The organism is Janthinobacterium sp. 1L-D-8-B-C4, from assembly GCF_057291295.1.
The window spans coordinates 1-25144 of sequence record NZ_JBXAVX010000009.1 but is presented as its reverse complement, the minus strand read 5'-3'; the positions used below and the strand labels follow the sequence as shown (position 1 = coordinate 25144).

Genomic DNA, 25144 nt, shown 5'->3' with positions numbered 1-25144 from the left:
GGCAAGCGATTACTCTTCCAGCCCGCCTCCCAGCGCCTTGTACAGGGCGACGGCGGATTTGAACTGGTCACGCCGCAAGTCTAGCAAAGTTTGCTGTGAAGCATATGATTGCCGTTGCGCATCAAGCAGCTCCAGGCGGCTGTCCTGGCCAGCACCGTAGCGCAGTTGCGACAGTTGCCGCCGCTGTTCGGCGCTGGCCGCCACGCGCTGCTGCGCCGCGATCTGCTGCGCATAGGTCTGGCTGCCGGCCAGGCCATCGCGCACTTCGCGAAACGCGCCCTGTATCGCCTGCTCGTACTGCACCACCGCCACCTCGGTGCGGATCTGCGACAGGCGCAGCTCGGCGCGCAGCTGGCCGCCCTGGAACAGCGGCTGCGTGATCTGCGGCGCGAACGACCAGCTGCGCGCGCTTGAGCGAAACAGGTCACCCACTTCAGGGCTGGCCAGGCCCAGCTGCGCCGTCAGCGACAGGCGTGGAAAGAAGGCGGCGCGCGCGGCGCCGATTTCCGCATTCGCCGCCACCAGCGCCTGTTCCGCTTGCAGGATATCGGGCCGGCGCGCCAGCAGGTCGGACGGCAGGCCTGGCGGCAGCTGTGTCAGCACCGGCTGGGCGTCGAGCGCGCGCCCGGCTGGCAGATCGCCCGGCACAGGGCCGCCCAGCAGCAGTTCCAGATTGTTGCGCGCCAGCTGGCGTGCACGCTCACGCGCCTGCAAATCCGCTTCCGCCGTCGCCGCCTGCCCTTCGGCTTGCGCCACATCGAGACCACTGCCCTGCTGCGCCGCATGCAGGCGCTGAGTAATGCTCAGTGCCTGGCGCCAGTCGTGCAGGGTCGCTTGCGTCAGTGCCAGCTGCTCGATCGCCAGCCGCTCTTCCAGATAGGCGTCGGCAACAGCCGCCGTCAAGGCCAGTTGCGCGGCGCGCCGGCCCTGCTCGGTTGCCAGGTAGCGTGCAAAGGCGGCGTCGGACAACGAGCGCAGGCGGCCAAACAGGTCGATCTCGAAAGCGCTCATGGCCATGCCCGCCGTGAACTGGGTTTGCATCGTGTTTGTCACGCGCTGGCGCACGCCGCCGGCATTGGCACCGATGGCGGGATAGCGCGCGCCGTCCTGTATCTGGTATTGGGCGCGCACGGCGTCCACGTTCAGCGCCGCCACGCGCAGGTCGCGGTTGTTCAGCAACGCCAGTTCCACCAGCCGCTGCAAACGCTGGTCGAGCAGCATCTGGCGCCAGCCCAGATCGGCCGCATTACCCTGGCCGGCGACTGCATTGGCATCATATGCCGCCGGTACCGGCAGCGCCGGCCTGGCCAGTGGCGGCGTCAGGGAACAGGCCGACAAGGCGGCCGCCATCACGGCCATCGGTAAAACGAAACAGCTACGCATCATGATTCTCCTTGCACATGCGATTTGTTTTTGCGCCAGTGCTGCCCTAGCCTGTCGACCGCGCTCAGCACGACGACAAAAAATACCGGCACGAAGAATACGGCCAGCACGGTGGCGGTGATCATGCCGCCAAATACGCCCGTCCCGATCGCATGCTGGGTCTCGGCGCTGGCGCCGCTGGCCAGCATCAGGGGTACCACGCCCAGGGCGAACGCCAGCGAGGTCATCAAAATCGGGCGCAGGCGCAGGCGCGCCGCTTCCACGGTGGCTTCCACCAGGCCCTTGCCCTGCGCCTGCAACTGGCGCGCAAATTCCACGATCAGAATCGCGTTCTTGGCCGACAGGCCGATAATGGTGATCATCCCGACCTTGAAGAACACATCGTTCGGCATGCCGCGGATCGTCACGGCCAGCACCGCGCCCAGCAGGCCCAGCGGCACCACCAGCATCACCGACAGCGGGATGGCCCAGCTTTCATACAGGGCCGACAGCACCAGGAACACCACCAGCATCGACAGCGCCATCAGCATCGGCGCCTGCGAGGCCGACTCTTTCTCCTGCAGCGACTGTCCGGTCCAGGCCAGCGCAAAGCCCGGTGGCAGCTGCTTCACCAGCCGCTCCATTTCCAGCATGGCGTCGCCGCTCGATACGCCAGGCGCGGCGCTGCCCGAGATGCGCACCGCCGGGTAGCCCTGGAAGCGCACCAGTTGCAGCTGCGTTTCGCTCCACACCGGATGCACCAATTGACCCAGGGCCACCATGCCGCCGGCGCTGTTGCGGATGCGCAGGCCCAGTACGTCGTTCAGCTGCATGCGCGCCGGCGCGTCGGCCTGCACGATCACCTGCTGCATGCGGCCCGCGTTCGGAAAATCGTTGACGTAACTCGAGCCCATGGCCGCCGTCAGCATGTCGCTGACGGCGCCAAACGACACGCCCAACGCTTCGGCCTTGGCGCGGTCGATTTCCAGGCGCACGCTGGCGCCCGGCGGCAGGCCGTCCGGATAGACGCCGGCCACTTTGGTACTCTGCGCGGCCAGTCCCAGCAACTGGTTCTGCGCCGCCTGCAAGGCGGCAGTGCCCTGGTTGGCGCGGTCCTGCAGGCGCATGGAAAAGCCCGAGGAGTTGCCCAGTTCATCGATGGCGGGCGGCATCAGGCTCATGATCATGCCCTCGCGCGCGCTGGCCATGGCCATTTGCGCCTGCAGCACTTCTTCCTGCGCCGTGGCGCCGTCGCGCTCTTTCCAGTCTTTCAGCATGGTAAAGGCCAGCGCCGCATTCGGCCCCGCGCCCGAAAAGCTGAAACCCAGCACCGACTGGTTGTTTTCAATCCCGGGCCGGCCGGCCACATGGCGCTCGAACTGCTTTACGACATCGAGGGTGCGTTCCATGGTGGCGTCCGACGGCAGCTGCATCGACGTGATGAAGTAGCCCTGGTCTTCTTCCGGCAGAAAAGCCGACGGCAGGCGCAGGAAGGCAAACGCCAGTACCGCGACCACGCCGCCGTAGACCAGCATGGAGCGTCCCGCACGTTTCACCATCACCACCACGCCCTGTTCATAGCGCGCCGTCATGCGCTCGAACTGGCGGTCGAACCAGCGGAAAAAGCCCTTCTTTTCATGGTCGTGGGGGCCGATGGGTTTGAGCATGGTGGCGCACAGGGCGGGCGTCAGGCTCAACGCCAGGAAGGCCGAGAACAAAATCGACACCGCCATCGCCAGCGTGAACTGGCGGTAGATGGCGCCCACCGAGCCGCTGGCCAGCGCCATCGGAATGAACACGGCCGTCAGCACCAGCGTGATGCCGACCACCGCGCCGGTTATCTCGCGCATGGCTTTCGAGGTCGCCTCTTTCGGCGACAGGCCTTCGGTGGCCATCAGGCGCTCGACCGCTTCGACCACCACGATCGCGTCGTCGACGATAATGCCGATCGCCAGCACCATGCCGAACATGGTCAGCACATTGACGGAGTAACCGGCCAGCAGCATCACGGTAAACGTGCCGAGCAAGGCGATCGGCGCGACGATGGCCGGTATCAGGGTGTAACGTATCTTTTGCAGGAACAGATACATCACCAGGAACACCAGCACCATCGCCTCGATCAGCGTCATGACCACTTTTTCGATCGAGATTTTCACGAACGGCGCGGTGTCGAACGGCACCGAGTACTGCATCCCGGCCGGCATGGCCGGCGCCAGCTCGGCCATGCGCGCGCGAATCGCGCTGGCCGTCTGCACGGCATTGGCGCCCGGCGACAGGCTGACGGCGGCGCCCGAGGCGCCATGGCCATTTTCACGGATGCTGAAGTTGCTGCTTTGCGCGCCCAGTTCCACCCGCGCCACGTCGCCAATGGTCACTTTGGCGCCATCGCGGTTGGCGCGCAGCACGATGGCGGCGAACTCCTGCGGCGTTTGCAACTGGCCCTGCACGGTCAGAGGAATGGTCACGCGCTGGCCCTTGACGGCCGGCGCGTCGCCGAGACGGCCCGGCGCGATCTGCGCGTTCTGCTGTGTCACGGCGGCCGTGATGTCGCCCATGGCCAGGTTGTAGGAAACCAGCTTGGCCGGATCGACCCAGATGCGCATGGCGCGCTCGGTGCCGAACAGCTGCACCTTGCCCACGCCGGGGATGCGGCGCAGCTCTTCGGTCACATTGCGCGCCAGGTAGTCGCCCAGCGCCACTTCGTCGTAGCCACCTTTCGGGGCATTCAGGCTGACGATCATCAGGAAGCTCGACGAGGCCGACTCCACGCCCAGGCCATTCTGGCGCACCGCCTGCGGCAGGCGCGGCTCGATCGCCTTTAACCGGTTCTGCACGTCGACCTGCGCCAGTTCCGGATTGGTGCCCGGCTTGAAGGTAACGCTGATCGAGGCCGAACCCGAGGTGTCGGACGACGACTCGAAGTACAGCAGGTTTTTCACGCCCGACAGCTCGCGCTCGATCAGGCTGACGACCGAATCGTTCATGGTCTGCGGCGTGGCGCCGGGGTAGCTGGCGGTAATGCTGACGCTCGGTGGCGCCACCGAGGGAAAGCGCGCAATCGGCAATTGCGGGATGGCGATCAGTCCGAACAGGACGATAAAGATCGCCACCACCCAGGCAAACACCGGGCGGTCGATAAAAAATTGGGGCATGTTTGACACTTTCAGGTAGCGCGGTTCAATGAGTGGACGCGGCATCGGCGCTCGCTTGCACGGCAGCTGGCCGCCAGGTCTTCGGCGTGGCGGCGCTGCCTGCCTGCAGCCGTTCCTGGCCTTCGACCACCACCGTTTCGCCGGCCTTCAGGCCTTTGCTGACCACATACTGATGGTCGATGACGTCGCCCACTTCGAGCGGGCGCAGGCTGGCCTTGTTGGCCTGGTCCAGCACCCAGGCCTGGGCCTGGCCGTCGCCGGCGCGCAGCACGGCCTGCTGCGGCACCAGCAGGCCACGGGCCTCCCGGGCGCGCGCGAGGCGGGCCCGCACGAACATGCCAGGCAACAGCGCGCGCTGCGGATTGTCGACCAGCACGCGGATAATGGCGTCGCCGGTGCCGGCGTCGATGCTGGTGCCCGAGTACACAATGCGGCCCGTCTGCGCGTAGGCCTTGCCGTCGGCACCGAGAATGGTGACCGGCAGCTTGTCAACGCCACTGGCGCCGGCGGCCTGCAGGGCCGCCAGCCTGGCCGCAGGCTGGCGCACGTCCACATACACCTTGTCGATCTGCTCGATGCGCGCCATCGGCGCCGTGTCGGCCATGCCCACCAGCGCGCCTTCGGTCACCAGTTCGGAACCGATACGCCCGGCGATCGGCGCGTCGATGCTGGCGAACGCCAGGTCGAGGCGGCGCCGCGCCAGGGCCGCGCGCGCCTGCGCCACGCTGGCAATCGCCTGCTCGCGCTGGGCCACCGCATCGTCATAGGCCTGCCGGCTGATGGCGTCGGCCTCCATCAAGGGCTTCAGGCGCTCGGCCTGCACGCCGGCGCGGTTGGCGGTGGCCTGCGCGCTTTGCAGCGCGGCGGCGGCGGCATCGGCTTCGGCCTGGAACGGCGCCGCGTTCAGCTGGAACAGCTTCTGCCCCGCTTTCACGTCGGCGCCCTGCTCGAACAGGCGGCGCAGCACGATGCCGCCCACCTGCGGACGGATATCGGCGGTGCGGAAGGCGGCCACGCGGCCGGGCAATTCGTCGCTGAGCACCAGCGGCGCGGCCTGCAGCTTGAGCACCGTGACCGGCGGCGGCGGCGCGGCCGGTGGCGCTGGCTGGGGTGGCGAACAGGCGGCCAGGCCAAGCAAGGCGGCCATGGTGGCGATATGGGTTTTCAGGAGGCGGTTCGGATGCATGGTCTTTCTCTGTGGCGTATCCCGACCGGCGGTCCGGTCGACTGATATCAGCAGCATAAAGAGCCTGTGTGGAACCACCGTCGAGGAAATGTGGAGATTCGATGGAGACCATGAACGGTGCTAGACTGCGCGCATGAACCGTTTGCCAGACACCTTTTCCCCGCTTGTATTGATCGCCGAAGACGAGCCGCAGATCGCCCGCATCCTGGCCGGCTACCTGGAGCGCGACGGCTACCGCACGGCGTTCGCGCTTGATGGCCGCCAGGCGCTGGCGCAGCATCTGGCGCTGGCGCCCGACCTGCTGCTGCTCGACGTGCAGATGCCGCTGCAGGATGGCTGGGAGGTGCTGGCGCAGGTGCGCCGCCGCGGCGACACCCCCGTCATCATGCTCACCGCGCGCGACCAGGACGCCGACAAGCTGGCGGCCCTGCGCGTGGGCGCCGACGACTATATTGTGAAACCGTTCAACCCGGCCGAAGTGGTGGCAAGGGTCGCGGCCGTGCTGCGCCGTTCGCGCGCGCGCCCGGCCGAGGCGGTACCGGCGCGGCTGCGCTGTGGTCCAATCGAGATCGACCACGAAAGCTATGCCGCCAGCGTGGCGCAAGCCGGCGTGGTGACTGCGCTCAATTTGACGCTGACCGAGTTTCGCCTGCTGGCCCACCTGGCGCGCACGCCGCGCCGCGTGTGCAGCCGGCTCGAACTGCTGGAAGCGTGCCTGCCCGAGGGCAATACCCTTGAGCGCACGGTGGACAGCCATGTCAGCAAGCTGCGCAAGAAGCTGGAAGAAGCGGGCATGGCCAATATGCCGGTCAGCCTGCGCGGCGTGGGCTACCGGCTCGAAGGCGAAGCGTGATGCGGCTGACAGGACTGAACCGGCAGATCGTGCTGTCGATGTCGGTGCTGATGGTGTGCAGCATCGGGCTGAGCTGGATAGGCTCGTGGATATTTTTCGCCATCGCCTTCAAGATCGATCCGGCCATGCTGTCCGAGCCCGACGATTTGTCGCCGACCACGGCGGAATGGCTGTGGATACTGGCCATCACCATTTTCGGCCTGCTGCTGGCGCTGTTCTTCGCCGTCAAGCTGGCCGCGCGCATCCTCACGCCCATCAATTCTGTGATGGACAGCGTGCGCCGCGTGGCCCATGGTGACCTGGCCGTGCGCGCCGTGGCGGGCGACCGCAGCCTGGGCGAGACGGCGCTGCTGGTCGACGACTTCAACAGCATGGCTGAACGGCTGGAACGCGGCGCGCGCGAAAGCCAGACCTGGAACGCGGCCATCGCGCATGAATTGCGCACGCCCGTCACCATCCTGCGCGGCACCCTGCAGGGCGTGGTCGACGGCGTGTTCAAGCCCGAAGAGGTGGAGTTTCCCGCCCTGCTGTCGCAGGTCGAGGGCCTGGGCCGGCTGATCGAAGACTTGCGTACCCTGAGCCTGGCCGACAGTGGCCACATGCAGTTGCGCCTGACGTGGACCGACCTGGTGCTGGAAATCGAGGAAGTCGCCCGGCTGCTGGGCCCGCAGCTGGCGGCGGCCGGCTTTGCCTTGCGCCTGGACTTGTCTGGCCATCCGGTGCGCTGCGATGCGGCACGCATGCGCCAGGTCGTGCTGGCCCTGCTCGAGAACGCGCGCCGCTATGCGCATGCGGGCCAGCTGTTGCTGAGTACGCGCGTGGAGGACGGTCTATACCTGCTGCAGCTCGAAGACGCGGGGCCGGGCATCCCCGACGAACTGGCGCCGCACGTGTTCGAGGCCTTCCGCCGCGGCGACGCTGCCAGGTCCGACCAGCACGGTGGCAGCGGCCTGGGCCTGGCCGTGGTCGAGGCCATCGCGCGCGCCCACGGCGGCAGCGCCACCTGCGGGCGCGGCGCGGCCGGCGGCGCCGTCCTGACCGTCAAGTGGCCGGTCGAGCATGGCGCGCCGCCATCCGCGGCCTGATCAAGCCGGCGCCACGCCGCCATCGGCGCGCAGCATCTCGATAAAACTGCGCAGCGCGGCCGGCATCTGCTTGCGGCTCGAGTAGTACAGGAAGTAGCGCGGCGCGAGCGCATGCCAGCCTTCCAGCACGCACACCAGGCGCCCGCCCGCGATATCGGCGCGCGCATCGGCTTCGTACACATAGGCCAGCCCGGCCCCATCGCGCGCGGCGCCCAGCATCAGCTCATCGTCGTCGAACACCAGCGAGCCGGATACTGCGACGCTGACACCTTGCGCGAACTCCCACGCATACTGGCGCCCGCTGGGAAAACGCCGCCCTATGCAGGCGTGCGCCAGCAGCTCGCGCGGCGCCTGTGGCACGCCATGCGCCGCCAGGTAGGCTGGCGCGGCCACCACCACGAAAGGCTGCGGCGCCCCCACCGGCACGGCGATCATGTCGGCCGCCACGGTCTCGCCGAAGCGGATGCCGGCGTCAAAACCGTCGCGCACGATATCGATCAGGCCGTCGTCGGTCACCAGTTCTACCTGCACCCGCGGATAGCGCGCGGCAAAGTGCGCCAGCATCGGGCCCAGCAGCAGGCGCGCCGCAGGCCGCGGCACGTTCAGGCGCAGCTTGCCCGTCGGTACATCCTGCAAGCTGCTCAGTTCCAGCAAGGCATCGTCGATGTCGCGCAGGGCCGGCGCGAGGCGCGCCAATAGTTGCTGGCCCGCCTGGGTCGGCGTCACGCTGCGCGTGGTACGGTGCAGCAGGCGCACACCCAGGCGTTCCTCCAGGGCACGCAGCGCATGGCTCAGGGCGGAAGCCGATACGCCGCGCTCGAGCGCCGCCTGGCGAAAGCTGCGCAGGCGGGCGACGGCGGCAAAAGAGGTCAGGACATTCAGGTCGGTCATGATTGATGACGGTGATTCAGTAATCCATGCAGGATAGCCTATCTTATCGAATGCAGTACGTCACGCCATACTGGGCACTCGATACATCACCGAGGACTGCAATGGAACAATATCGACAACTGGGCGGCAGCGACTTGCGCGTCGCCCCCATCGGCCTGGGCTGCATGGGCATGAGCTTTGCCTACGGCGGCGCCGACGACGCCACGTCATTGCGCGTGCTGCACCGCGCGGTCGAACTGGGCGTGACCATGATCGACACGGCCGAGGTCTACGGCCCCTATATCAATGAGGCGCTGGTGGGACGCGCGCTGCGCGAGCTGCGTGGCAAGGTCGCAATTGCCACCAAGTTCGGCTTCAGGATCTTGCCCGAGGGCCAGGGTGTGGCGCGCATGGCCGGTGTCGACAGCCGTCCGGAACATATCGTCCAGGCGGTCGAAGCGTCGCTGTCACGGCTGGGCATCGAGTGCATCGACCTGCTGTACCAGCACCGCGTCGATCCTGCCGTGCCGATCGAGGACGTGGTTGGCGCCATGGCCGAGCTGGTGCGGGCCGGCAAGGTACGCCACCTGGGGCTGTCTGAAGTGTCGGCCGCCACCTTGCGCCGCGCCCACGCCGTCCACCCGATCGCGGCGGTCCAGTCCGAATATTCGCTGTGGAGCCGCGAGGTGGAAGCCGAGGTGCTGCCAACCTGCCGCGCGCTGGGGATAGGCTTCGTGCCCTACAGTCCGCTAGGACGGGGTTTTCTCACCGGCAAACTTACCTCCAGCGCGGCGCTGGCGCCGGAAGACTACCGCCACAGCCTGCCACGTTTCCAGCCAGCGGCAATGGCGGCCAACCGGCACCTGGTGACGACATTGCAAGGACTGGCGGCGGCGCGCGGGATCACGGCGGCGCAGCTGGCGCTGGCATGGCTGCTGGTGCAGGACGAGTCCATCGTGCCGATTCCCGGCGCGCGCAGCCTGGCGCACCTGGAAGAAAACATTGCCGCCGCCAGCATCGTGCTGGCGCCGTCCGAGCTGGCGGCGATTACGGCGGCGATACCGCCGGCGGCGGTGCACGGCGCGCGCTATCCGCAGCAGGAACTGGACATGGTAGGCCTGTAACCAGCAGTCACGGCGCCGGCACTGGCGATTTCAGCGCGCGCCGCACTTGAAATCGCTGAATCCGCTATCATTTCTGTCCTTAACTATTCACAAAAGAAAGATTTCCATGTCCGATTTGCTGCAAGACTTGCAATGGCGTTACGCCACCAAAAAGATGGATCCGTCGAAAGCGGTACCGCAAGAAAAAGTCGACCGCATCGTGGAAGCCGTGCGCCTGACGGCCAGTTCCAGCGGCCTGCAGCCGTACGAAGTGTTTGTCGTGACCAATCCTGAACTGCGCGCGCAGATCAAGCCGCACGCCTGGAACCAGGGCCAAGTGACCGATTGCTCGCACCTGCTGGTATTTGCGGCCTGGGACAATTACACGGTGGAACGCATCAACCATATGTTTGACCTGGTCAACACCGTGCGCGGCTTCAAGAACGAAGGCTGGGAAGCGTACCGCCAGCAGATCCTGAACACCTATCCGCAGCGCGATGCCGAAACCAACTATCAGCACGCGGCGCGCCAGGCGTATATCGGCGTCGGCACGGCCCTGATCGCCGCGGCGCAGGAAAAAGTCGATTCGGTGCCGATGGAAGGCTTTGATCCGGCCAAGGTCGATGAAATCCTGGGCTTGACCGCGCACGGCCTGCGCTCGGTAGTGATCTTGCCGCTGGGCTACCGCGCCGGCGAAGGCGACTGGCTGCAGAACCTGGAAAAAGTTCGCCGTCCGCAAGAAGAGTTCGTCACCGAACTGGCGTAAGTTTCTTGTAGCATAATGCAAAAAGCGGAGGTTGCCCCAAGGCAGCCTCCGCTTTTTTTCATGCCTGTTTCTTCAAACTGCCGCGCCCTTTTGCACGACGCGGCAGTTCAGCCAACAACTTCGCTTACTGGCTTTCGATGCTGGTATTGCCAGCCTCGGACGGCAAGCGCAAACCACTATCGACCACATTCAGGCGCAAGCCAGGCAAGACGTTGGTGGTAACGGTACCCGCGAGCTGCACTGCCGGCGTGTTGACGACGCTGGTATCGTTGCCGCTGCTGGTGCCCTGCTCCGGCTCGCCCTTTGCCACCGCAACGGCTTCGACCTTGCTGTCCACCTTCTCGCCCGTCGACACCACCTCGGCCTGCACCATATTGCCCTGCGATGGCGCCACATTGACCGCAGCCAGCACGCTGGCCACCGCGCTTTGCAGCGCTTCAGTCGGCTTGACCGTCAACACGCCCGACGTGTACGTCAGTGCATAGTTGGTCGACGTCTGGCCGGCCGCCGATACCAGATAGCTGCCCGATGGCGTACCGGTGGTGGCCGGCGTGCTGAACGCCAGGTTGCCGCTGACCTCGTTCGTCAGCGTATCGCCACCCAGCAAGCCCGTGTAGCTGGCCGTGAAGGCAGGGTTGATATTGCCCTGGTCTTTCTCGGCGTTATCCACCTTCACGCCCAACGCCGCCTGCGTGATGCTTGCGCTGGTGGTCGCCGTGGCGTTGACCGTGTAGTTGCCCGCATCCGCACCGCCAAGCGCAATGCCGTTCACCGTTACCGTCTTGTTGGCGCCAGCGTTCTTGTCGGCAAAGCGGGCGCCGCTGTTGCTGATGGTCAGCACGTCGCCTGCGATACGGTTATCGCTCAGGGTCACGCTGGCGTTGGTCGTCGTGTCGTACACGCGCGACGCGGCACCGGTGGCGCGCACCAGCAAGCTGGCTGGCGTGATGCTGGCCGTCAAGCCGGTCGGATTGCTGACCGTATAGTTGCGGGCCAGGCCGGTGCTGGTATCGACCAGGGTGGTGCCGGTGACCGTCACCGCCTTGGCGCTGGCCGCGTTCTTGTCGGCAAATGTCGCCACCTGGCCAGCCAGGCCCAGGCTTTCGCCCGCCACCAGGCCCGCCAGCACGCCGCCGGACAACTGCGCCGCCGTATTGCCGTCGTAAACTTTATTGCCCGCCAGCTGGCCGGCCACCGTCAGGGCTTTCGGCGTGATGCTGGCCGTCAAGCCAGTCGGGTTGCTGACAGTGTAGTTGCGGGCCAGGCCGCTGGCGGTATCGACCAAGGTCGTGCCCGTCACGGTGACGGCCTTGGCAGTGCCGGCGTTCTTGTCGGCAAACGCCGCGCTCTGGCCGCCAATACTGAGGGTTTCACCAGCGACCAGGCCGCTCAAGCTGCCACCGGACAACTGCGCCGCAGTATTGCCGTCATAGACTTTATTACCGGCCAACTGACCGGTCACCGTCAGGGCCTTGGCCGTAATGCTGGCCGTCAGGCCGGTCGGGTTGCTGATCGTATAGTTGCTGGCCAGGCCGGTGCTGGTGTCGACCAAGGTCGTGCCGCTGACTGTCAAGGTTTTACCATTGGCCGCGTTCTTGTCGCTGAACACTGCCGTCTGGCCGCCAAAGCCCAGGGTTTCACCGGCCACCAGGCCGCTCAGGGCGCCGCCGGACAGGCTCGCTTGCGTATTGCCGTCATAGACTTTATTGCCGGCCAGTTGGCCGGTCACCGTCAAGGCTTTGGCCGTAATGCTGGCCGTCAGGCCGGTCGGGTTGCTGACAGTATAGTTGCTGGCCAGGCCGCTGGCGGTATCGAGCAAAGTCGTGCCAGTTACCGTGACGGTCTTGCCATTGGCCGCGTTCTTGTCGCTGAACACTGCAGTCTGGCCGGCTAAGCCCAAGGTTTCACCGGCCACCAGGCCACTCAGGGCGCCGCCGGACAAGCTCGCTTGCGTATTGCCGTCATAAACTTTACTGCCGGCCAACTGGCCCGTAACCGTCAAAGCCTTGGCCGTGATACTGGCCGTCAAGCCTGTCGGATTGCTGACCGTATAGTTGCTGGCCAGCCCGCTGGCGGTATCGAGCAAGGTTGTGCCGCTGACCGTCACGGTTTTGCCATTGGCCGCGTTCTTGTCGCTGAACACTGCCGTCTGGCCGGCTAAGCCCAGGGTTTCACCGGCCACCAGGCCACTCAGGGCGCCACCGGACAAGCTCGCTTGCGTATTGCCGTCATAGACTTTATTGCCCGCCAGCTGGCCGGTGACCGTCAAAGCCTTGGCCGTAATGCTGGCCGTCAGGCCGGTCGGGTCGCTGACCGTATAGTTGCTGGCCAGGCCGCTGGCGGTGTCGACCAGGGTCGTGCCGGTCACTGTCACAGTCTTGCCATTGGCTGCGTTCTTGTCCCCGAACAAGGCGCTCTGGCCGCCGAAGCCCAGGGTTTCACCGGCCACCAGGCCGCTCAGGGCGCCACCGGACAGGCTGGCGGCTGTATTGCCGTCGTAGACTTTATTACCAGCCAGCTGGCCGGCCACCGTCAGGGCTTTCGGCGTGATGCTGGCGCTCAAGCCGGTCGGGTTGCTGACCGTATAGTTGCTGGCCAGGCCGGTGCTGGTATCGACCAGGGTGGTGCCGGTCACCGTCACGGTTTTGGCCGTGCCGGCATCCTTGCCACTGAAGCTGGCGACCTGGCCACCGATGGCCAGGCTTTCCGATCCCACCAGGCCATTGAGCACGCCAGCGGACAATTGCGCCGCGGTATTGCCGTCATAGACTTTATTGCCTGTAACCTGGCCGCTGATCGTCAGCGCTTTCGGCGTGATGGTGCCCGTGCCGCTGGACTTCGCATCGGCCAGCACATAGTTGCCCGCGTCAAAGCCGCCCAGCGCGATGCCTTCCACGTTCACCGTCTTGCCAGTGCCGGCGTTCTTGTCGCTGAACGCCGCCTTGCTGGCCGTAAACGACAGGCTGTCACTGCCCAGCACGCCATTGAAGGTGGCACCGGCGTTCAAGGTGGCGGTATCGGTGCCGTCATAGGTCTTGCCTGCGGCCGTGATGCCAGTGACGCTGGCAATTTGCGCCTGGGTAATGGTACCCGTGCCGCTGCCGGTGGTGGCCGTCAGGTTGTAGTTGTCCGCGTCCGTGCCGCCCAGGGAGAGGCCGCTGGCATTGACAGTCTTGCCACTGCCGGCATTCTTGTCAGTGAAAGCCGCGTCAGTGGCGCTCACGCTCAGCACGTCACCATTGACCATGCCGGCAAACGTCGCGCCAGCACCGTTGACGGCGGCCTTGGTGGTCGTGTCGTAGACCTTGGTGCCAGCCACAAAGCCGGTCACGCCCGTGATATTGGCCTTGGCGATATCGCCGGTGCCGGTGCCGGTGTTGCTGGCCAGGGTGTAATTGCCCGCATCCGCACCGCCCAGCGCAATGCCGCTGACGTTGACCGCTTTGCCGGTGCCGGCGTTCTTGTCGCTGAACGCCGCCTTGGTGGCCGTAAATGACAGGCTGTCACTACCCAGCACGCCGTTGAAGGTGGCACCTGCGTTCAGGGTGGCCGTATCGGTACCGTCATAGGTCTTGCCGGCGGCCGTGATGGCAGTGACGCTGGCAATTTGCGCCTGGGTAATGGTACCCGTGCCAGTGCCGGTGGTGGCCGTCAGGTTGTAGTTGCCTGCGTCCGTGCCGCCCAGGGTGAGGCCGCTGGCATTGACGGTCTTGCCGCTGCCGGCATTCTTGTCATTGAAGGAGGCCGAGGTGGCGCTGACGCTCAAGCTGTCGCCATTGAACAGGCCGGCTAACGTGGCGCCGGCATTGTTGACCGTGGCAGCGGTCGTCGCGTCATACGTCTTGCTGCCAGCGGCGATGCCGGTGACGCCGGTGATCTGTGCCTGGGTGATGGCGCCCGTGCCGGTGCCGGTGGTGGCCGTCAGGCTGTAGTTGCCCGCATCCGTGCCACCCAGGGTGAGGCCGCTGGCGTTGACGGTCTTGCCGTTGCCGGCATTCTTGTCAGTGAAAGCCGCGTCAGTGGCGCTCACGCTCAGCACGTCACCATTGACCATGCCGGCAAACGTCGCGCCAGCACCGTTGACGGCGGCCTTGATGGTCGTGTCGTAGACCTTGGTGCCAGCCACAAAGCCGGTCACGCCCGTGATATTGGCCTTGGCGATATCGCCGGTGCCGGTGCCGGTGTTGCTGGCCAGGGTGTAATTGCCCGCATCCACACCGCCCAGCGCAATGCCGCTGACGTTGACTGTTTTACCGGTACCGGCGTTCTTGTCGCTGAATGCGGCCTTGGTAGCCGTAAATGACAGGCTGTCACTACCCAGCACGCCGTTGAAGGTGGCACCTGCGTTCAGGGTGGCCGTATCGGTGCCGTCATAGGTCTTGCCGGCGGCCGTGATGCCGCTGACGCTGGCAATCAGCGCCTGGGTAATGGTACCCGTGCCGGTGCCGGTGGTGGCCGTCAGGTTGTAGTTGCCCGCGTCCGTGCCGCCCAGGGTGAGGCCGCTGGCATTGACGGTCTTGCCGCTGCCGGCATTCTTGTCGGCAAACGTTGCCGAGGTGGCGCTGACGCTCAAGCTGTCGCCATTGAACACGCCAGCAAACGTGGCGCCGACATTGTTGACCGTGGCAGTGGTGGTGGCGTCATAGGTCTTGCTGCCAGCGATGATCCCCGTCACGCCGGTGATCTGCGCCTGAGTAATGGTACCCGTGCCGGTGCCCGTGGTGGCCGTCAGGTTGTAGTTGCCCGCATCCGTGCCACCCAGGGTGAGGCCGCTGGCGTTGACAACCTTGCCGCTGCCGGCGTTCTTGTCGACGAAGTTGGCCGAGGTGGCGCTAACATTCAAGGCGTCGCCATTGAACATGCCGGCAAATGTGGCGCCGGCGTTGCTGACGGTGGCCGTGGTGGTGGCGTCGTACACTCTGGTGCCAGCCGCAAGGCCGGTCACGCCCGTGATGTTCGCCTTGGCGATATCGGCTTTGACACCGATCGGATCGCTGACCGTGTAGTTGCTGGCCAGGCCGGTGCCATCGCTGATCTGCGCACCGCTGACAATGACGGCTTTGCCGGTGCCGGCGTTCTTGTCGCCGAAGGCACCCGACAGGCCTGACAGGCTCAGGGTTTCCCCAGCGACCAGGCCGTCCAGGGCGCCACTGCTGACGGTTGCCTTGGTGGTGCTGTCATAGACCTTGTTGCCGGCCGTCACACCGGTGACGCTCAATGCTTTTTGCGCGATGCTGGCCGCAAGGCCAATGACCGGGCCAACCGAGTAATTGCTGGCCAGGCCGCCGTTGCTGCCGTTGGACAAGGTGCCGCCGGTAACGCTGACGGCCTTGCCGCTGCCGGCATTCTTGTCCGCAAAGGCACCGGCCAGGCTTGCCAGACTGACCGTTTCCGTGCCCACCAGGCCACTCAAGGTGCCGCCAGTGATGGTGGCGCCCTGCGTGCCGTCATAGGTTTTATCAAGCGCCACCGCTCCAATGACGCTCAACGCTTTTTGCGTGATGGAACCCGTCACACCGGTCGGATTGCTGACCGTGTAATTGCTGGCCAGGCCGGTGCCGTCAAGCAGGCCGACGCCACTGACCGTCACCGCCTTGCCATTGCCGGCATTCTTGTCGGCAAACACGCCCGTGCCGCCCGAGACCACCAGCGTCTCACCCGTTACCAGGCCACTCAAGGCGCCGCCGGCCAGGGTCGCGCTCGTGTTGCCGTCATACACCTTGTTGCCGGCCGTCATGCCAGACACCGTCAACGCTTTCGGCGTGATATTGGCCGTGAAACCGGTCGGGTTGGCCATCGAGTAATTGCTGGCCAGGCCGCCATTGCCGCCGTTGACAAGGGTGGTGCCGGTCGCCGTCACGGCCTTGCCGGTACCGGCGTTCTTGTCATCGAAGGTGACGCTCAAGCCCGTCACGCCCAGGGTTTCCGAGCCGACCAGGCCGCTGATCGAACCACCCGTCACGCTGGCCTTGGTGTTGCCGTCATACACCTTGTTGACGGCAGACATGCCGACGATCGTCAGCGCCTTCGGCGTGATGGTGCCGGTGCCGGTGCCGCTTACCGCCGTCAGGTTGTAGTTGCCGGCGTCCGTGCCGCCCAGGGTGAGGCCACTGGCAGTGACGGTCTTGCCGCTGCCGGCGTTCTTGTCGGCAAACGTTGCCGAGGTGGCGCTGACGCTCAAGGCGTCGCCATTGAACAGGCCGCCAAAGGTGGCGCCGGCGTTGGTGACGGTCGCCTTGGTGTTGGCGTCGTACACTTTGCTTTCGGCCACGATATTGCTGACCGTATTGATGGTGGCCTGGTTGATATTGGCCGTCACGGTGGTCGGGTTGCTGACCGTATAGTTGCTGGCCAGGCCAGTGCCGTCGGCCAGCGTCGCGCCGCTGACAGTCACGCTTTTGCCGGTGCCGGCGTTCTTGTCGGCGAACACGCCCGACAGGCCGGACAGGCCCAGGGTTTCGCCACCGACCAGGCCGCTCAAGGCGCCACCGGTGACGGTGGCCTTGGTGGTGCTGTCATAGATTTTGTTGGCGGCCGCCACGCCCGTCACGCTCAAAGCTTTTTGAGTGATGCTGGCGGTCGTGCTACCGCCGACGCTGACCGAATAATTGCTGGCCAAGCCGCCATTGGTGCCGTTGGCCAGGGCGCCGCCGCTGACCGTGACGGTCTTGCCGCTAGCGGCGTTCTTGTCCGAGAACGTCCCGGACAGGCCGGACAGGTCAACCGTTTCCGTGCCGACAAAGCCACTCAGTGTTCCGCCCGAGATGCTGGCGGTGGTATTGCCGTCATAGGTTTTGTCCGACGCCAGCAGCGTGCCCGATACCGTCAGCGCTTTTTGCGTAATGGAACCGGTCACATTGGCCGGATTGGTCACGCTGTAATTGCTGGCCAGGCCAGTACCGTCGGCAATGCTGACGCCACTGACCGTCACGGCCTTGCCGTTGCCGGCGTTCTTGTCGGCGAACACGCCGCTGCCGCCAGACAACACCAGCGTTTCGCCGCTGATTACGCCGCTCAGGCTGCCCCCAAGCAGGGTCGCGGCCGTGGTGCCGTCATAGACTTTGGTGCCGGCCGTCATGCCAGACACCGTCAACGCTTTCGGCGTGATATTGGCTGTGAAACCGGTCGGGTTGGCCATCGAATAATTGCTGGCCAGGCCGCCATTGCCGCCGTTGACCAGCGTCGTGCCGGTCGCCGTCACGGACTTGGCCGTGCCGGCGTTCTTGTCGTCAAAAGTGACCGTCAAACCGGTCACGCCCAGCGTTTCCGAGCCGACCAGGCCGCTGATCGAGCCACCCGACACGCTGGCCTTGGTGTTGCCGTCATAAACCTTGTTGACCGCCGACATGCCGACGATCGTCAACGCCTTTTGCGTGATGTTGCCGGTGCCGCTGGCCGTCGTCAGCGTCAGGTTGTAGTTGGCCGCGTCGGTGCCGGCCAATGCGATGCCGGTTGCCGCCACCGTCTTGCCATTACCGGCATTCTTGTCGGCGAACGTGGCGCTCGTCGCGCTGACCGCCAGGCTGTCGCCGGCAACCATGCCGTTGAACGTCGCGCCGGTGGCGCTGACGGTGGCCTTGGTATTGCCGTCATAAGTCTTGCTGTCGGCCACGATGTTGGAAATGCTGCTGATGGTGGCGCGGCTGATGGCGGCCGTCAAGCCACTCGGGTTGGCGACGCTGTAATTGCCGGCCAGGCCGCCATTCGTGCCGTCAGCCAATGCCGCGCCGCTGACTGTCACGGTCTTGGCAGTGCCGACGTTTTTATCAACAAAGGCGCCGGACAAGCCGGACAGGCCGAGCGTTTCCGTGCCTACCATGCCGCTCAAGGTGCCGCCGCTGACGCTCGCCTTCAGCGTGCCGTCATAGACCCGGTCGGCCGCCGTGGCGCCGGTCACCGTCAACGCTTTTTGCGTGATACTGGCTGTCGCGCTGCCGCTGGCGCTGACCGAATAATTGCCGGCCAGGCCACCGTTGCTGCCGTTGGCCAGCGTGCCGCCGCTGACCGTCACGGTTTTTCCGCTGCCGGCATTCTTGTCGCTGAACGTGCCCGACAGGCCCGCCAGGTCGACCGTTTCCGTGCCGACGAAGCCGCTCAGTGTGCCGCCCGACAGGCTGGCGGTCGTCAAACCGTCATAGACTTTATCGGACGCCGCCAGGGTGCCCGACACCGTCAGCGCTTTTTGCGTGATCGTGCCCTTCACGCTGGTCGGATTGTTCACCGAATAATTGCTGGCCAGTCCGGTGCCGTCGGCCAGGCTGACGCCGGACACCGTGACGCTCTTGGCGACGCCGGCGTTCTTGTCGACAAAGACGCCGCTGCCGCCCGACAACACCAGCGTCTCGCCGCTGATTACGCCGCTGAGGCTGCCGCCGGACAGGTTTGCCGCCGTCGTGCCGTCATAGACTTTGGTGCCGGCCGTCATGCCCGTCACCGTCAGCGCTTTCGGCGTGATGTTAGCCGTGAAACCGGTCGGGTTGGCCATTGTGTAGTTGCTGGCCAGGCCGCCGTTGCCGCCATTGACCAAGGTCGTGCCGGTCGCCGTGACGGACTTGGCCGTGCCGGCGTTCTTGTCGTCGAAAGTGACGGTCAAACCGGTCACGCCCAGCGTTTCCGAACCGACCAGGCCATCGATCGAGCCGCCCGACACGCTGGCTTTGGTGTTGCCGTCATAAACCTTGCTGACGGCTGACATGCCAACGATCGTCAACGCTTTCGGCGTGATGGCGCCGGTACTGCTGCCGGTGGTCGTCGTCAGATTGTAGTTGCCGGCGTCGGTGCCGCCGAGCCCGATGCCGCTGATCGTCACCGTCTTGCCGGTGCCGACGTTCTTGTCGGCGTAGGTGGCCGTCGTCGCGCTGACCGTCAGGCTGTCGCCGCTCTTGATGCCGCCGAAGGTGGCGCCGGCCGCGTTGACGGTGGCGTTCAGGCCGCCGTCGTAAGCCTTGCTGTCGACCACGATACTGGTCACCGCGGAAATGGTCGCCTTGGTGATATTGGCCGTCACGCCGGTCGGGTTGCTGATCGTGTAGTTGCTGGCCTGGCCGCCGTTGCTGCCGACGGTCATGACCGCGCCGGTGATGGTGACGGCCTTGCCGGTGCCGACGTTCTTGTCGGCAAAGACACCGACCATGCCGCCGACGCCGACGCCTTCCGCACCGACCAGTCCGTCCAGAATCACGGTACCGCCCAGGCCGACCGCGGTACCGCCGGTGTAGGCCCGGTTGGTGGCCGTGATGCCACTGATCGTCAGCGCTTTTTTGGTGATATCGCCGGTCACGCCGGTCGGATTGGCCAGCGAATAATTGCTGGCCAGGCCGCTGCCGTCGACCAGCGTCGTGCCGGTGACGGTCACGACCTTGCCGGTCGCGGCGTTCTTGTCGCTGAACGTGCCGGTCTGGCCGGACACGCTGACCGTTTCGCCGCCGACCATGCCGCTCAAGGTGCCGCCGATCAAGGTGGCATTGTTATTGCCGTCATACGCCTTGGCGCTGGCGGCCAGGCCGCTCAGCGTCAGCGCTTTTTGCGTGATGCTGGCCGTCAAGCCGGTCACCGCGCCGACCGTATAGTTGCTGGCCAGGCCGCCGTTGCTGCCGTCCGACAGCGCGCCGCCGGTCACCGTCACCGCCTTGGCGGCGCCGGCGTTCTTGTCGCCGAACACGCCGCTCAGGCCGGACAAGCCCAGCGTTTCCGTGCCGACCATGCCGGCCAGGGCGCCGCCGCTCAAGGTGGCCGCCGTGCCGCCATCGTAGACTTTGTCGCTGGCCGTCACGCCGCTGACCGTCAGCGCTTTTTGCGTGATGGTGCCGGTGGCGCCGGTCGTGTTGCTGACCGTGTAATTGCTGGCCAGGCCGCTGCCGTCGGCCAGCGTCGCGCCGGACACCGTCACGGCCTTGGCCGCGCCGGCGTTCTTGTCGGCGAACACGCCCGTCTGGCCGGACAAGACCAGCGTTTCGCCGCTGACCAGGCCGTTCAGGGTGCCGCCGGAAACGGTCGCGGCAGTGTCGCCGTCGTAGGCCTTGCTGGCGACAGCCACGCCGCTGACCGTCAATGCTTTTTGGGTGATGTTGGCGGACAGGCCCGTCACGCTGGCGACCGTGTAGTTGCTGGCCAGGCCGCCGTTGGTGCCGTCCGACAAGGTGCCGCCGCCGACCGTCACGGCCTTGCCGGTGCCGGCGTTCTTGTCGCCGAACGCGCCGGACAGCGCGCCCAGGCCCACCGTTTCGCTGCCGATCATGCCGCTCAGGGTGCCACCGGTAATGCTTGCCGCCAGCGTGCCGTCGTAGACCTTGTTGCCAGCCACGGCACCGGTCACCGTCAACGCTTTTGGCGTGATGCTGGACGTCAGGGAAGCATCGGCGAGCGTGTAGTTGGACGCCAGGCCGCCGCTGCCATTGCCCAGGGTGGTGTGGACGGTGACTACCTTGCTATTGCCGGCGTTCTTGTCGGCATACGTGGCGGTAGAGCCTGTTTTCAACGCTTCGCCGCTAACCAGGCCGGTGATGCTGCCCTTGTTGATGGAGCCCGTCGTGTTGCCATCGTACTCTTTGCTGGGATCCAACGCCAGGTTAACCCAGCTCAAGGTCTTGGCCGTGATGGTGCCGGTGACGCCGGTCGGCGCGGTGACCGTATAGTTGCTGGCCAGGCCGCTGCCATCGGCGAGCGCACCGGCCGTCACCGTCACCGCCTTGCCGGCGCCGGCGTTCTTGTCGGCGAATACGCCGATCGACGTGCCCAGGCCCAAGGTTTCGCTGCCGATCAGACCACTCAAGGTGCCGCCGGTCAGGGTGGCGCCTATACCGCCGTCATATTGCCGGGTAGTGGCGGCCAGGCCGGACAAGGTCAGCGCTTTCGGCGTGATATCGCCGGTCAGCCCCCCCACCGCGACGGTATAGTTGCCTCCGGCGCTGCCGCTGCCGATCGGCGTGACGCCGATACCGGTGCCGGCATTCTTGCTGGCGAACGTGCCCGTCACGAACGCGACGTTGCCGGCGTCTTGCGCCAGCAAGCCGCTGACCGTGCCGCCGATCAGCGTGGCGGCCGTGGTGCCGTCATAGGCGCGGCTGGCGACCGACGCGCCGGTCAGGGTCGCGGCCAGCTTGTTGATGACCAGGTTCACGGCATTGGCGTTGATCGCGTAACCGTGCTGGCCGGAATACAGGCCGCCGGCCGTGATGGCGTAGGTGCCGGCGTTGACGGCGCTACCCGCCGCGCCATAGTTCAGCGAACCGAACAGCGAGGCGCTCGGGTTCGAATACGTGAAGCTTGGCGCCGCAAAGTTGGCGGTGCCGTCATAGGTCTTGGTCGCGCCCGCCGCGAAAGTCAATTGGAGCGGCGTCATGAACGCGCGCAGCAACGGGTAAGTGTTGGTGTCGTAGACGATCCACGCGCCGGCCAGATCCCACGCTGCGCCGCTGTAGGTCGACAGCAACTTCATTTGCGCAGTGGTCAAGCCGGTGCCGGCCGCGCTGGTCGCCAGGCCGCTGGTGGCAGTGTCCCAGAAATTGCCGGTGGCGGTGCCGCCACCGTTGCCGACCAAGCCGCCCTGGGTGGTGCCGCCGCTGACGGCGCCGCTGGCATAGTTATTGGTCAGCGTGCCGCTATTCGAGCCGACCAGGCCACCGATGATGCCGGTGCCGCTGACGGCGCCGCTGGCGTAGCTGTTGCTGACGATGCCGGGGACGCCGCCGTTGATGCCGTTCAAGCCGACCAGGCCGCCGACCTGACTGCCGCCGGTCACGCTGACGGTGCTGTAACTGCCGTCGACCAGGCCCAGGTTGAGGCCGACCAATGCGCCCGAGCTATTCGCGCCGGTGACGCTGCCGCCTTCGAGGCCGACATTGCGCACGATCGCGGTGTCCGACGTCACGCCGAACAGGCCGGCGTTATTGGCGCCGGGACGATTGACGACCAGGCCTGACACGACATGGCCGGCGCCGTCGAAGGTGCCGGTGAACATGGCGCCGGCGCTGGCGCCGACCGGCACGAAGGTGCCGCCATTCCAGGCGTCGGTCGACAGGCCTGTCGTCGCCGCGTTGATGTCGCGGCCCAGCGTGTAATTGCCGGCCAGGTTCATCGCCATCAATTGCAATTGATGCGACGATTTGACCGTGCTGCTGTACTCGGACGACAGCATCGGCCCGGTGGCGCCTGTCGCGTTGCCTGCGCCGTTAAGTGTGCCGTCAGTATTGACCATGACCCAATTATTGCCGGTCAGACCAGTCGTGGTCGTGAAATTGAACGTGCCGAAGTTCGACGCGGTTTGCATTTGTGTCGCTGTCAGGGCGCTGAGCGCGGCGAGGGTTCCAGTGGTGCTGTTGACGCCGAGGGCCGATATCGACGGGTTCACCGTCGCATTGTAATAGCCACCATTGATCGAGCTGGTGCCACCCAGAGTGCCGACCACGCCACCCGTGGCACCGGTGCCGCCGCTGATCAAGCTCACCACGCCGGAAGAATAAACATTGGTGATCGTGCCGCCTTCGGGAGTCCTACCCACCACGCCGCCTGTCGCGCCCGTGCCGGTGACCGCGCCGGTGGCATAACTGTTGGCGATGATGCCCCGGCTATCGCCGACCAGGCCACCGTATCTGGGATTGCTGCCGCCCGTCGCTCCAGCCGTCACCGATCCGGTCGAGTAACTATTGTTGACTTGTCCCATCAAGAGGTTGTAGCCGACTACGCCGCCGACTTGCCCGATGCCGACGATGGCGCCGGTATTGTAGCTGTTGGTGATCAAGCCGGCGTCGGTGGCGCTACCATTGGTGGCGGTGATGCCGCCTGCGCCCAAGCCGGCGGTCACGGCGCCGGTGTTGAAACTGTCGGTGATGCTGCCAAGATTGTTGCCGACGAGGCCGCCGGCGGTGAATTTATTCGCGGCCACCGTGCCGCTGTTATAGCTGTTGCTAATCTTGCTGTTGCTGGTTGTTTGACCGACCAGGCCGCCTAGAAAACTGCCGCTATTGGTCGTCACCAGCAGTGCGGCGCTGTTGTAGCTGTTGCTGATGGTGCCGTCGTTCAGCCCGACCAGGCCGCCCATCCGCACGCTGCCCGGGCTGGTCAGCGTACCGCCGCTGACATAGGCGTTATTGATGGTGCCAGCGTTATTGTAGCCGACCAGCGCCCCCACGTTACCATAGCTCGCTGCACTGAACGTGATCGTCGGCGCGACGATGCCGATATTGCGCACCTGGGCTGTGGAATTGATCACGCCGAACAAGCCCACCCCGGTGCCGCCGGTGGTGCTGCCGATGCTCAAGCCATTAATGACATGGCCGAGGCCGTCGAACTGGCCGGAGAATGCCGTGCCGGTGGTGCCGATCGGCGTGAAGCCGTTGGCGCCCCAGACCGCCGTGTTCGCCGTGACGCTGGCGTCGATATTCGCGCCCAGCACAAAGTTGCCGCTCAGCGCATTTTTCAGGCCTTGCAAATCGGTGCCGCTGGTGCTGGTGGCCGCGCCCAGGCTGTTGATGACCGTGTAGGCCGTCGCCGTGCCGTCGCTGCCCAGCTTGGTGCTGAAGTTCAGCCCCGATGGCAGGTCGATCTCGGCCTTGACATTGTAAGTGGCGTTGTTGCCCGACGCGACCGCCTGCTGGCCGTATTCCAGCGCCAGGCTGGCCGTGCCGGAGCCGCGCAGCGGCTTGTTGACGTTGATATTGTTTTGCGCCGTCATCTTCAGCTGGTTGGCCGACCATGAAATCGTGTCGTTGACGTTGATATTGCCCAGCGTGCCGCTGCCGCCCGAGACGCTCTGAATATGGACACTGTTGCTCTTGAGCGCATCGGTAAAATACGCGCCGGTCTGGTCGCCGCCGGTCGCCGCGATGGTGTAGTCGGTCGGGTCGATCAGCCAGGTGCCGGTCAGGCCGATGCTCGATGCGGTCGTGACCTTCAGCGCGTCATCGAGTTTCACATGCGCGGCCGAGGTCTCGACAAAGCCGCCGTTGCCGCCGCTTGGTGCGCTGGCATCCAGCGTGCCGGCCGCGTTGACGGTGCCGCTTTGCATGTCGCCCAGCAATTTGATGGTGCCGCCGCGCGTGTCGATCGTATGCGCCTCGATCACGCCGGTATTGTTGACCACGGTTTTCAGGAGGTTGCCGGCGGCCTGCGCCGTCAACACCACATGGCCGCCATCGGCCTGGATCAGGCCGCCATTTTGCACCAGCGCGCCCACCACGCCACGGTCCACAGCCACATTCAGCAAGCCGTCGCCGGCCACGTCCAGGGTAATCGCCTGGCCGGCCGCCAGGGCCACCGAACCCAGGCGTGCATTGATCGTGCCCTCGTTCGATACATTGGCGCCCAGCAAGGCCACATAGCCGCCCGGCGCGCTGAGCGCACCCTGGTTCAGCACCCTGCCCGTGCCGTTGCCGGCAAATTTATAGTTGCCCGACATGAAGTCGGCGTTGTTGATATCGAGCGTGGAGGCCACCAGACCGGCCGTGTTGACCGAAGCGCCCTGGCCGAACAGGATGCCGTTCGGGTTGACGATAAAGACTTTGCCGTTGGCTGACAGGTTGCCCAAAATCGTCGTGCCGTCATTGCCCAGCACCCGGTTCAGCGCCACCGCATTGCTGTTGGGTTGCACGAACTGTACCGATTCACCCTTGTTGATATTAAACTGGGCCCAGTTGATCACCGCATTCTGGCTGCCCTGGTTGATCACCGTCGCACCCGGCGCGCCACCGATATTGGCCTGCCCCGCCACCACCGTGCCGCCGGTGGGCCCGGCCAGCGCAAGACTGCCGTAGCCCAGCATCAGCGCCGC

Annotated in this window: 9 protein-coding genes; 4 read left to right on the top strand and 5 right to left on the bottom strand. The window is 65.6% G+C overall.

Annotated elements, in window-relative coordinates:
* Window positions 1–9 precede the first annotated feature (9 nt).
* The 3 genes from AC0Z42_RS16460 to AC0Z42_RS16450 are packed head-to-tail and all read right to left on the bottom strand — an operon-like array spanning window position 10 to window position 5700.
* Entirely contained in the window at window positions 10–1386 is a 1377-nt protein-coding gene (locus AC0Z42_RS16460; protein ID WP_485469276.1) for an efflux transporter outer membrane subunit, read from the bottom strand.
* Window positions 1383–4514: a multidrug efflux RND transporter permease subunit gene (locus AC0Z42_RS16455; protein WP_485469275.1), complete on the bottom strand. Its 3132-nt coding sequence runs from the start codon at window positions 4512–4514 to the stop codon at window positions 1383–1385. The genes AC0Z42_RS16460 and AC0Z42_RS16455 overlap by 4 nt, the downstream gene beginning before the upstream one ends.
* A gap of 25 nt (window positions 4515–4539) precedes the next feature.
* Window positions 4540–5700, bottom strand: a complete 1161-nt coding sequence (locus AC0Z42_RS16450; protein WP_485469274.1) for an efflux RND transporter periplasmic adaptor subunit — start codon at window positions 5698–5700, stop codon at window positions 4540–4542.
* A gap of 133 nt (window positions 5701–5833) precedes the next feature.
* Between AC0Z42_RS16450 and AC0Z42_RS16445 the strand changes: the two genes are divergently transcribed.
* Window positions 5834–6553: a response regulator gene (locus AC0Z42_RS16445; RefSeq protein ID WP_485469273.1), complete on the top strand. Its 720-nt coding sequence runs from the start codon at window positions 5834–5836 to the stop codon at window positions 6551–6553.
* Window positions 6553–7638, top strand: coding sequence for an ATP-binding protein (locus AC0Z42_RS16440; RefSeq protein WP_485469272.1), 1086 nt, complete (start codon window positions 6553–6555; stop codon window positions 7636–7638). Before AC0Z42_RS16445 ends, AC0Z42_RS16440 begins: the two co-directional genes overlap by 1 nt.
* Here AC0Z42_RS16440 and AC0Z42_RS16435 read toward each other — a convergent pair whose 3' ends face one another.
* On the bottom strand, window positions 7639–8529 hold the full coding sequence (locus AC0Z42_RS16435; protein ID WP_485469271.1) for a LysR family transcriptional regulator: 891 nt from the start codon (window positions 8527–8529) through the stop codon (window positions 7639–7641).
* A gap of 101 nt (window positions 8530–8630) precedes the next feature.
* Between AC0Z42_RS16435 and AC0Z42_RS16430 the strand changes: the two genes are divergently transcribed.
* Window positions 8631–9632 carry an aldo/keto reductase gene (locus AC0Z42_RS16430; protein ID WP_485469270.1) on the top strand — a complete coding sequence of 334 codons (1002 nt, stop codon included), beginning with the start codon at window positions 8631–8633 and terminating at the stop codon, window positions 9630–9632.
* A 106-nt stretch (window positions 9633–9738) separates the two neighbouring features.
* Window positions 9739–10377, top strand: coding sequence for an NAD(P)H-dependent oxidoreductase (locus tag AC0Z42_RS16425; RefSeq protein ID WP_485469269.1), 639 nt, complete (start codon window positions 9739–9741; stop codon window positions 10375–10377).
* Between the two features lie 124 nt (window positions 10378–10501).
* On the opposite strand, the gene AC0Z42_RS16420 is transcribed toward AC0Z42_RS16425, so the two are convergent.
* Window positions 10502–25135 (bottom strand): beta strand repeat-containing protein, encoded by a 14634-nt coding sequence (locus AC0Z42_RS16420; protein ID WP_485469268.1) that lies wholly within the window; start codon window positions 25133–25135, stop codon window positions 10502–10504.
* Window positions 25136–25144 lie beyond the last annotated feature (9 nt).